General features: G+C 41.9%; 8 protein-coding genes. 2 read left to right on the top strand and 6 right to left on the bottom strand.

All coding sequences use genetic code 11. From position 1 onward, the window contains the following. Positions 1-4: 4 nt before the first annotated feature. From upp to DKT75_RS09195, 3 genes are all read right to left on the bottom strand, one after another. Positions 5-631 (bottom strand): uracil phosphoribosyltransferase, encoded by a 627-nt coding sequence (gene upp, locus DKT75_RS09205; protein ID WP_109823137.1) that lies wholly within the window; start codon positions 629-631, stop codon positions 5-7. A gap of 198 nt (positions 632-829) precedes the next feature. Next, on the bottom strand, positions 830-1,573 hold the full coding sequence (locus tag DKT75_RS09200; RefSeq protein ID WP_109823136.1) for a tetratricopeptide repeat protein: 744 nt from the start codon (positions 1,571-1,573) through the stop codon (positions 830-832). Positions 1,574-1,755: 182 nt separating this feature from the next. Continuing rightward, on the bottom strand, positions 1,756-2,166 hold the full coding sequence (locus DKT75_RS09195; RefSeq protein WP_109823135.1) for a Spy/CpxP family protein refolding chaperone: 411 nt from the start codon (positions 2,164-2,166) through the stop codon (positions 1,756-1,758). A 211-nt stretch (positions 2,167-2,377) separates the two neighbouring features. Between DKT75_RS09195 and DKT75_RS09190 the strand changes: the two genes are divergently transcribed. After that, complete coding sequence (locus DKT75_RS09190) at positions 2,378-3,340, top strand: SMP-30/gluconolactonase/LRE family protein (RefSeq protein WP_109823134.1); 963 nt, start codon at positions 2,378-2,380, stop codon at positions 3,338-3,340. Positions 3,341-3,413: 73 nt separating this feature from the next. Here the strand turns inward: DKT75_RS09190 and DKT75_RS09185 are convergent, their stop codons facing one another. From DKT75_RS09185 to DKT75_RS09175, 3 genes are all read right to left on the bottom strand, one after another. Further along, positions 3,414-4,133, bottom strand: a complete 720-nt coding sequence (locus DKT75_RS09185; RefSeq protein ID WP_109823133.1) for a Spy/CpxP family protein refolding chaperone — start codon at positions 4,131-4,133, stop codon at positions 3,414-3,416. 346 nt (positions 4,134-4,479) lie between these two features. Further along, positions 4,480-6,399 (bottom strand): RHS repeat domain-containing protein, encoded by a 1,920-nt coding sequence (locus DKT75_RS09180; protein WP_109823132.1) that lies wholly within the window; start codon positions 6,397-6,399, stop codon positions 4,480-4,482. 138 nt (positions 6,400-6,537) lie between these two features. Then, on the bottom strand, positions 6,538-8,670 hold the full coding sequence (locus DKT75_RS09175) for an RHS repeat domain-containing protein (RefSeq protein ID WP_109823131.1): 2,133 nt from the start codon (positions 8,668-8,670) through the stop codon (positions 6,538-6,540). 627 nt (positions 8,671-9,297) lie between these two features. On the opposite strand from DKT75_RS09175, the gene DKT75_RS09170 reads away from it, so the two are divergent. After that, positions 9,298-11,664: a reprolysin-like metallopeptidase gene (locus DKT75_RS09170; protein WP_109823130.1), complete on the top strand. Its 2,367-nt coding sequence runs from the start codon at positions 9,298-9,300 to the stop codon at positions 11,662-11,664. Positions 11,665-11,686 lie beyond the last annotated feature (22 nt).

Below are 11,686 nucleotides of genomic sequence, written 5' to 3'. Positions count from 1 at the left end.
CCGTTTACTTCGTACCGAAAATACGGTCACCAGCGTCACCTAAGCCAGGAAGAATGTAACCTTCTTTGCTTAATTCTCTGTCAACTGCCGCGGTGTATAGCTCAACATCAGGGTGTGCAAGACCAAAAGCTTTAACACCTTCGGGAGCAGCCAGTAGACATAAGAACTTAATATTTACAGCACCACCATCTTTTAAGCGTTGAACCGCAGCAATAGCTGAGTTAGCTGTTGCTAGCATTGGGTCTACTGCTATGACCAAACGGTCTGCGATATCACTTGGCACTTTGTAATAATATTCAACTGCTTCCAGTGTGTCGTGATCGCGATATAAACCCACATGCCCTACACGAGCGGAAGGAATCAGATTTAACATCCCATCAAGTAAGCCATTACCCGCACGTAACACCGAAACAAAGCAGAGTTTTTTACCCGCTAATGTCGGTGCATCCATTCTTTCCATTGGCGTTTGGATTTGTTCTGCCGTCATGGGTAGGTCACGAGTCACTTCGTAGCAAAGCAACATCGCTATTTCATTAACTAGTCTCCGAAAGGAAGCCGTCGATGTTTCTTGGCGACGCATAATCGTTAGTTTGTGCTGAATAAGTGGGTGGTCGATAATGGTTACATTCATAGTCATCTCTTCATCAATGCATTGTTTGAATAAGGTTGTACCGATGATAAAGCTTCAGCATGTTTTTTACAGTAAAAAATGCCCCCTAGACGTTAAAGTACTAGAGGGCTTGTGTTGTGCGTGTTGGTGCTAATGAGTCAACTAACGCTTAACTGAATCAGTCAGTCGCTTCAAGATGAAACGACACGTTTAGCGATATTATAAGGTGTCTTTTAACTCACTCTTAGTCAAAGAAATCCAATGCTTGTAGCGTGCTCGGTAATGTTTATCCGCCACTTTTGCTGCTTTTAATATCTCATCAAAAATACGTTCTGCATCTTCTGTTTTTCCTTGGTCTTTTAATAACATAGCATAACGGTAGCTTGCTTCCGGGCCGAGGAATGTTTCGTTTAATACGACAAATTCTTTCATCGCTAGATCAGTCTCGCCCAACTCAACTAAGTTTTTGGCGTACAGTAGGTGAGCGTCTACGTTTTTAAAGTCAGGGTTAAGACGAATCAATTCATCCAGTGTTTGTCTCACTTGCGGGTACTGCTCTAAACCAAACTCCGCTTGTGCACGCCCAAACAAAAAGTATGGGTCGTCCTCATGAATCCCAGACAAGCACTTGTCATATAGCGCACGGGCTTCTTCAAACTGGTCTTTTTCCAAATGTTCAGCGGCAAGGCGTGATGAGTTTTGAACAGTGTCAGCGACTTCAAAGTCATTGCTCGCCTGATTTAAGTCTTTGTTTGGATTGATCACGTTATTCAGTTTTTTTCGTGCTTGCCAACCTGCACGAGTGCCCAACAGTATTGGCAATAGCTCTACCAAAAAGTACGCAGCAGCACCTAGACCAGGAATACCCATAATGGCCCAGATCCACATAGTATTACGACCCGTTTTAATGACGTGGACGACTAGGGCAATCTGAATAGCGATGCTGATAATGAAAAATGGCATATGAGACCTACTTATTCTGTCTGTTTTATATCCGCTCTATTATTAGTGTAAATGGATTTTAATGCTAATATTTACCGTTATTTTGCCATTACGACCTCTTAATATGGTTGAAGTAATGACCGTGAAGCAATAAAAAAGGCAGCTCAAAGAGCTGCCCTGTTTAACTAAGAGACTTGTAATACTTACTCAGCGTTATGCTTCTGACCACGCTTACCGCCGTGCTTTCCACCACGTTCGCTGTGCAACGCTTCAAGCTTAACTAACTGCTCAGGTGTCAAAATAGCTTTAAACTGCGTTTCGAACTGCTCACGTCCTGCTTTACGAGCCGCTTTGTCTTTACTGCCCTTTGTACCCTTGTTTGCTTCACGAAGTGACTTCATTTGAGCAACTTGTGCTTCAGTCAGGCTTAGCGCTTCTGTCATGTGCTTGATCATGCCGCCACGACGTCCACTACGCTTACCTTTGTGCTTACCGTCTTCTGATTGAGCGTAAGTCTTTACACCTTGTGTTCCAGTCGTATCGTTCGCGTGAACTGCCGCTGCGCCTAAACCTAAAGTACTTGCTAAAAGAGTTACTAAAATTACGTTTTTCATTATGATTTCCTACTGGTTGTTTTATTTTTGGAGTGTTGTCCGCCGATGAATAAATTATGCAATAGGTAAATGTTAATTAGGGTAAGAGCGCTGTAAAGATTCTGTAAATACAGAATCGTTTTTTGCTTAACTATGATGTACTCGGCCTAACGGTAACCATCGTACTAAAACTTAAGCCTTACAAGGCTAATTATTTATTAGGAGACACGTGATGCAGAGTATGAATACGTTTATTAGCGCTTTCTCAAAAGCCAGTTGCGCTACGCTACTTATTTTCGGAGCAGCCTACGCAGGCACAGAGCAGGCTAAAACCAACCCTTTAGAAGGAATGGGAGAACTTAAGGTTGTAGCAAGCGGGTTCAAATCAACTGAAGGGCCTGTTTGGCTTTCTAAAAAAAACACACTGTTATTTACCGATATTCCAGGTAATACCATTTACGGTTTAAATAGTGACACATTAACGTTGGAAAAGGTGCGCTCACCGTCAGACGTAGCAAATGGTTTGTCGCTAGATAATGAAGGCTATTTACTTGCTGCCGAACAAAAAAACCGTTCTATTACGCGTATGAACTTGACCACCAAAGAAGTTACACCGTTCATTGAAGCATTTGAGGTAGAAGGAAAGCGTTATCGTTTTAACTCACCTAATGATATGGCAGTACATGCCAATGGCAATGTGTACTTTACTGACCCGCCGTTTGGTCTGCGACGAGATCCATCGAAAAGAGAAATAGACTTTAATGGCGTGTTTGTTCGTACACCCGATGGCAATATTAAAGTTATTAAAGAGATGGCTCAGACTAAAAACCCAAATGGTATTATTTTTAGCCCTAACCAAAGTACTATGTATCTTGCGGTATCAGATGACGAGTCGGGGCCAATCTTAGCGTTTGATGTTGATGCTAAAGGCGAGTTGTCGAATGAGCGAGAGTTTGCACGTGCTCAAAACACCGATGGTATGGCAATGGATGCAGACGGTAATCTGTATGTTGCCACTCGTACTGGTATAAAAGTCTGGTCGTCAGAGGGCAAGGAGTGGGGACGAATCGATTTACCTAACAATATACGAACCACTAACTGTGCGTTTGGCGGAAAAGAAAAGGATACGCTTTATATAACAAATCGAAGCGCTGATCTTTATGCCATTAAATTAAAGGTTAAAGGACACCAGTAATTTTCTAAACGCGAGGCAATAAAAAGGGCAGCTCAAAAGAGCTGCCCTTCACAACTAAGAGACGACTTAAATCTTACTTAGCATTATGCTTTTGACCATGCTTGCCGCTACGTTTCTTGAAGTTTTCCTTCATTTTGTTAAGTGTTACTAGCTGCTCAGCCGTTAGAATTGCTTCAAACTCAGAACTTGTTGACTGGCCTTTCTTTGCTGCACGAAGCGCAGTAATTTGGTCTTTCTGTGCGTCAGTTAGGTTTAGCTTTTCTGCTAGACCACCCTTCATCATGCCGCGCTTACCACTACGCTTACCTTTACTAGTACGATTTTTACGGCTTTCTTTCATCTCTTTCATTGTTACACGCTGCTCAGCGGTCAGTACTGCTTCAAACTGCTGACGTGCTGTACTGCGTTGGATGAACGCTTTGCGATCTACCATCGCTTTCTTGTCAGCCAATGCTGCTACTTCACTGTCATAATCTGCGCTAGTTGTATCTAGTGCTTTGATTTCGGTGTAAAGCGCTTTCTTCTCAGCTCGAAGTGCTTGGCTTAGCTCTTTCTGAGATTCGCGCAATGTCTTGATCTGTGCTTGCTGGTCCTCAGTAAGGCTTAGCTTCTCAGTCATGCGCTTCATCATGTTGCCGCCGCGCTTGCCGCTTTTCTTACTTTGATGCTTGCCGCCTTCGTGCTTAGCGTGGCCTTGACCTTTCTTACCAGAATCATGGTTGTCCGCTTGAGCAGCTGTTGCGCCTAGACCTAAAGTACTTGCTAAAAGTGTTACTAAAATTGCGTTTCTCATTATGATTTCCTGTTTGTTTTTAATTGTATGGTGACGTGTTATTTGTCTATGGACTAATTATGTAATAAGTAAATGTTAGTGTGGGTAAGGAGAACGTAAAGATTCTGTAAACACGATTAGCGGTAGTGATATCCAATAAAAAGGGTAGCCCATGACAGCTACCCAATATAACTAGTTGTAGATCTATTACCGAAAATACGTGTTACTCATCGATGGGATAATTATGCAATGGGTAATTGTTAATGTGGGTAAGGGGAGGGTAAAGCAGATGTAAATGAGAAGGGACGTTAGTAAAGACGGCTGAACTGGCAGTGTTAGACACTACCAGCTCATGAGTAAATACCGACTATAAAGAGGAGTAGAGCGTTGTCCAAGACGCAACATTGTCGTAAACATAACTCTCAGTGCTAACACTGCCACTTTCTGAAATAGCGTCATTAACGATAGAGGTCAGGTTGCCCGCACTGTCATAGACATAGTTTTTACTATCGACCAAGCTGCCATTAGCTGTCTCAGTAACTTTACTCAGTCTGTTTTCTGAGTCATAGCTATATACTTTAACTAAGCTAGAGCTTTCAACACCGTCTTGATAGCTGAAAGAGCTTGTTTCTAACAGGTTACCTTGGTCATCATAACTCGTTGATTCTGTTTGAGTGACTTCCGCATACTCATCGTATTTCATTAACGAGCGTCCACCATTTGCATCATGAAAGGTTTGGTACTGTAAGTATTTCACCCCATTTAACCAACTGTAAATGGTATGGATTTTCAGATTACCATCGGCACCATATTGATAGGTTTCTAGTGAGTTATTGTCCGAGTCAGTCGAGTCAGTAAGCTGCTCACTTAGCTTATTTCCAGCGGTATTATACTCACGGTCAATGACCTTAATGACTTCTCCGTTAACTTCACTGGTCATTTTGACAGGGTTGCCATTCGCGTCATAAGTGTTCGTTTCTAGTGCGTCAATGACTCCATCCGCATTTGAATCTTCACTGTAAGTCAGGATGTTGGAGTTGTCGTCATAGGTCGCATATGAGATCTCATCGGCAACACCGTCAGCATTTGTATCAATCTCAGTGCTAGACGCTTTCGTTACTTCGTTGAACAGGTGAGTCTCTATTCTATCTATAGAGCCATCCGAGCCATCATCTATTTCTAATTTAGTTAAACGGCCATCAGCGTCTCGAGTATAAATACTAGAAGACTTACCGGTTGAGTTAGGCGACTCATATAGGTTTTCAGACTTGCTTAGCTCACCATCAGCGCTATAGCTGAGTGTTTGTGTACTCTTGTACTCAAGCGTACCCGTCTCATCATTATAGTAAGCATAGACTTGAGTGTCTGAAGCGGTGACGCTGTCATCATAAAGTACTGTCGTTGTTGAGTCTGTCGACTCAAAGATGTCGTTACCGTTCTTATCTGCTTTGTGCTCTAAAGTCGTTAATGCTTCGTTATAAGTCCAGATCTCTTGTGACTCTGGGGTGCCATCGTTGTCATAGTCCTTGTACTCGCCCGACTTATTGCCGAACTCATCGTAGGTTGTCGTGTTTTTTTTATTGATAGTGCCATCGTTACCCGAGTCGGTTAACGTTTCAGTGACCACGGATAATTGAACAGGCTCTCCGATATTTTTATAGAACATGTCTAATGCGGTCATCGCGGGAGTAGTTTCTGGCGCACGAGTCCATACGCCTGCTGCGACTGCATCATCCAGTAATTGGCTGTCACCAAACTGCTTTTCAAAGTCCTGAAATGACGTGCCTTTAATATCGAGCGTTTTACCCAGGGCTAATTCATTTAGCTGACTAGGAACGGTGATGCCGTTTGCGTAGTTACCGTCTTCATCAATCGCGTCGAAGAACACAACTAAGTTACTTAGCTTGTCGTGCTCATGAACAGTGGTGTTATCTTGAAGTTTTGCTCGTGCGTCCTGCGAGACGGCAGCAGGGTTAGCAATGCCCGCAAGATCGAAGAAGGTAACCTCAGTACTGCCTTTTGTTTCACCCACGGCGATGTCACCGACAAAGAAGGAGACTGTTTCGCCCGTTTTATAGGTGAAGCTGCCGTCTGCGCTTGTTTCTCCAGAGAATGATGGTGTTTTATAGCTTAAGCCCTCGACCTGAACGCCAACAATCTTGCCCGATAGTGTTTCTATCGTTGCACTTTTGTTGCTAGATGAGTTACAGGCAGATAGGCCCACACTCAGTAGTATAGGTAGTAATGGCTTAAGTTTCGTTGCACGACTTATTGTTTTTTTATTCATTATTATTGTTTTTATTGGCCCAAGTTTCATCAATAGTAATCGAGTTTCTCGGTACTTACAATTTGGACAAATAAAAGGGCGACTCAAGAGAGTCGCCCAGTGTTACTAACCCTATTTTAGAGTGGTAGAAAATTACTATCAATCTAGTCGACGATATAGCGCCTGCCATGATCCTAGATCAGCGAACTCGTAAGTGATGGTTGTAACCTCACCTTCTCTGCCACCCTGATCGGATAAAATAGTTGAGGTAGTTAAAATGAGTTCACCTTGCTCATCATAGGCATATGTTGTGTTTGAGTATTCTTCGCTCGCTCTAAAAACAGACTCAGTAATCACTTGATCATCGCTGTTGTAAGTCCAAGTTGTCTTGTAGGTTGATATGCCACTTTCATATGTATCACTTGATGACTCTTCAATTTGGTTCCCTCGATCATCATAGAGTAGACTGTCAACTGACTTAATTTCATTATTTGAGTCGTACTCAGTCGTTGTTTGTCCACCGTAAGTGTCATGTATAACTGTCGTAGTACGATAGTAGTAGTCTGTATTGATAACACCGTGTTCGACTGAATAGAAAGTAGCTTCGCCTGCCTCGTCATAGGCAATAGTCTGCAGGTAATTTTGCTCGGGCGCATTAGCATATATATAGGAAAAAGTTAATAACCTGCCTTCATCATCAAAAGTATATGTCGTTAGTTGGTTTTTTTCTGGAGAGGTTTCGCTGACTTCATTCGTACTTAAAGCAAAGCCTTCGGAATTATAGATATAGTCCCAAGTAGTCACTTCCTCAAAAGTGCCATCATTACCTTCATCAATACGCTGGCTGATTATATTGTTATTATCGTCATAAACTGCAGTAGAAATGTTATCTATAACGCCATCAGCATTGCTGTCATAACTTAATGTAGCTGTATTGGTACTTTCGTCAAAGATGGCTGTTTCTCTTGTATCTATCTCGCCGTCACCATTTAAATCAGACTCTTCTAGTATCTGTTTTTGCTCATCGTTGTATCCATAGCTATGAATAACATCAGCAGTACCATCGCCATCGTTATCTATTTCTTCCTTTGTTCTATTACCTGCTGAGTCAAATGTGTAAGTTATGCTTTGAGAGGATGTCTGACCATCGTAGTTATTTTGGGAGGTGTTGCTTTGGTAAGTATGATTACCTTGCGTGTCGTACTTTGTAGTATATGCGGAAAGGAATAGTAGCTCGCCTGTGGTTTCAGAGAACTGTTCATCACTTTGTTTATTATATGAGGGGTAGCCCGACTCGTAATACTCTGTTTCAGTCACTCTACGAACCTCAAAAATACCATTACCATCTGAGTCGGTTTGACTCAGTATTTCTCTGCCCTCGGCATCAAAAGCTTTTTCTTGTTGAGAGAAGTAAGTACGGCCATTTTCATTACTTTCTCGATAAATACCTATATTTCTTGCGCTATCATCATAAGTGTACGTAGTGACTTCACTTGTACTTAAGTCATCCGTCTCTCTAGTCTTGCTAACAAGGTTACCTGCATCATCAAATGCATAGCTTGTTGTGAAGTCGGCATTGCCATCTTCATCAGTGTCATAGAGCTCTTTGGCGGTCGTGTAAACTTCAGGTGTTATGCCCATAGCTGCATAAAAAGCATCTAATGCTGCACCCGGAGAAACGATCGTCGGAGTACTCTGCCAAATTCCCTCTGTAACCGCTTCGCTTAATAACTCACTGCCATTTAAGTCGTACTTAAATGTCTTGGTTTTACTGCCTAAAATATCCAGTGTTTTACCTTGCGCAACACTTTCTAAGCTTGCTGGTATAACAACGCCGTTAGCAAAATCACCGTCTTCATCAAGCGCAGTTAACAGCACAACTAAGTTACTTAGGTGTTCAAACTGAAACGAGCTTCTTGTCGTTTGTTTTAGCTTTGTTTCTGCTCCATCGGCAAGTGAGTCAGGGTCAGCAATACCCACTAAATCAAACAGCGTAAGCTCAGCCGCGGCGCTGGCTTGGCCAATGGCAATATCACCGATAAAGAAAGAGACTGATTCGCCTTCTTTAAAAGTGAAGGTACTATCAGCTGTTGTTACGCCTGATTGCGACTCCGTTTGGTAGCTTAAACCCTCAACAGAAACACCCGTAATTTTACCTGTTAACAGGTCAGGGTCAGTGGTTGTTTCACTGGAAGAGTTGCTAGAGTTACAGGCAGCGAGGCTAAAGCTTAGTAGTAATGGAAATGTTAAGTATTTAGTGAATTTGTAGATTCTTTTTTGTTTGCTGGTCATTGAGTATTGTCTTATTGGCTTAATTTTATCCTTTTATATTAAACGATAGGTTACTTAGTTAGCAATTTAGTTGAAACATTATTGCAAGATTAACCGCTTTGCTAAAAGTGTTATGGCTTGTAGATATAGGAGTGGCTCTAATGGAGCAGGCTACATAACGATAATAATTCTGCCACATACATAAAAAAACCAAATTCTTATAGTTGCTCTATTTTGGTGCGTATGTGTGATGGGAAATATTTCACTATGCTTACTTGTATATTAGTTGAGGCTGATATTTACTTTTATTTAGCTTAGTAATCACACAAATGTAGTGTTTTGTGAGAATGTCGTCTTGAGTCTGTTATTTGTGATCGACCGCTTGTCTGGGTACGAATTTTTTTTGTATTTTATTATCCATTTTTTTTTGAGTTGTAATTGATTGAAAAGTAACTTTATCTTGTTGTTTGTTTGCTTGGTTTTAATGCTTGTGTAGATTTAACTGACACCAGTTGAAATGAAACTTAATGGCTATTCAGCCTAGGTTTTTTTAGGTTCAGTTTCCGCGTGATAGCTTAACTTTAGAACTTTGATATCACCCTCAGGGGTGAGTCGTTCTTTAATGTTATAGCTGTCTAGGAGGTCGAAATGAGAAGGCTGTTTTTATGTTTTATTGTTCTGCTGTCACAACATGTCTTTGCAAGTGCGGCCTATTGGTCGGAGATAGATGCTCATCATGAGTTTGAAATAACGCATCCTTCAGGCGAAAGGCATGAATATATTGGACGCCGAATGCAATTTGATATGATGGCATTTAAAGAGCACATAACAAGTTATTCAGATGGGGGGGATTTAGGGGCATTTATTTCTCTACCAACGCCTGATGGTCAGTATCTTACGTTTAGAACTGAGTTGGATTCGGTCTTATCACCAGCGCTTGCTGCACGTTACCCAGATATACAAACATGGAAAATAACGGGTGTTGGCAATAGCGATGCCTATGGACGAATAGATATAGGTCCTCGTGGTTTTCATGGGTCTTATTATCTAAACGGTAATCTCATTACAATCGATCCAGAGTATCAAATAGGGCAACCTCAGACATCGCTATACACCGTTTTTAGCAACCGTGCTAACAATACACAGAGTGACTCAACGTTCAGTTGCAGTACACAAGAAGTTGAGGAGGAGAGGCATGACTCTGCTTTAGAGTTGTCTCGTAAACCATCGATAGGTTTGAGGACATATCGTCTTGCATTAGCAGCGACGGGTGAATATACGCAACTTTTTGGTGGAACAAAAGCGCTAGCGTTAGCGGGTATGACAACAACGGTTAATCGTATTAATCAGATCTTTGAACGTGATTTTAACGTTAGGTTAGAGCTTGTTGATGATAACGATAAACTTCTTTTTTTAGATCCATCCTTTGATCCTTACAGTAGCCACGACGCCGTCGATATGGTGGCAGAAAACATTATTGCTATCAATGCACTTATAGGCAGTGAAAATTATGATATTGGGCACGTTTTTGGAACGGGAAGAATAGGTGGGTTGGCTTTTATTGGCTCTGTGTGTGGCCAATACAAGGCAGGTGGTGTCACGGGCTCTAATTCACCTCATGGAGAATCGTTCAATGTTGACTATGTAGCTCATGAAATAGGGCATCAGTTGGGCGCTTTGCATACCTTTAATGGTACTCAGCGAAACTGTACCTCTTACAGTCGCGCATCAAGCTCTGCAGTCGAGCCCGGCAGTGGAAGTACTATTATGGGATATGCTGGTATTTGTGGGGACGATGATCTGCAACTTAATACAGACCCTTATTTTCATAGTATGAGTATCGCGCAGGTAATGAAATTTACCCGTGAAGATAATGGAGCCAGTTGTGGAGCTGTTGTGCCAAGTATCAACAATGACCCACAAGTGGATGCTGGCAGTGATTACGTTATTCCTGAGCAAACACCCTTTGAATTAACAGGGTCAGCTTTCGATATTGATAAACAGCATTTGACCTATTCATGGGAGCAAGTTGACGTAGGCACTGCATCAGATGTGCATAGTGACTTAGGTGATAATCCATTGTTTAGGGTATGGAAGCCCAGCCCTCATCCGACTCGACATATTCCTCGTTTGAAAGATTTACTCCGAAACAAGCTAGCAGCGGGAGAGTTGTTACCTTTAACTGCTAGAGAGATGAACTTCTCATTAATTGTTCGGGATAATATGGGTGGTATTGGAACTGATGAAATGAAAGTGAGTGTCGCTGCTACTAGTGAGCCGTTTGCGATTACGAGTAATGATATTGCTGAAAAGTTGGCTCCTGGCGAAACCTTTGATCTAAAGTGGAATGTAGCAGCTACCAACCTTCCACCGATCAATTGCGAATTTGTGGATATTGGTTTCATTATGGATAAAGGTAAACATACGCCCATTTTAAGAAATACACCGAATGATGGCCGTGAGACTGTGCTTATACCAAAGGGATTTAATCCCGTTCACCAAGAGAATATTAAATTAAGTTGTAGTGATAATATTTTCTTTGCTGTGAGCAGTACGAAGCACTCTATTACTCCAGATTTGCCAACATTAAGCATTGATAAGCCAAGAATGGGATTGAATGAAATGGGTGAACAGACCCTAATTTATCCTCTACTTCTCTCAAATAAGGCAAAAGAAAAAATTGTGGTCAACTACCAAGTCACCTCTACAGTGGCTAAGGAAGAAAGCTTTACGGGAGTGGTGTCTATTGCGGTGGGGCAGGGTACCGTTGATGTGGAAATTCCTGTGAATGAAACAACTTTAGAGGAGGCAGAAAGGGTGACGTATTTAGTGATTCAGCAGTCAGAGACTCCTCAGTTTAAACTTGAGGAAACGACTACTGCAACTAACTCTGAATCAGGTGGAGGAGGGTTTGATGTCTTGATGGTTATGTGGCTGCTATTGTTGAGTTACTTTAGAACAGCCAATAATCAATTATGGAACTTACCTATGTACGGTAAGCCTGAGGCTAACTAAGCTTCTACGCAGACCCGCTCCC

The sequence above is a fragment of the Leucothrix arctica genome (genome assembly GCF_003172895.1).
Lineage (GTDB): Bacteria > Pseudomonadota > Gammaproteobacteria > Thiotrichales > Thiotrichaceae > Leucothrix > Leucothrix arctica.
Note: the sequence above shows the minus strand (reverse complement) of the source record. Positions and strands in the feature narration are given on the sequence as shown.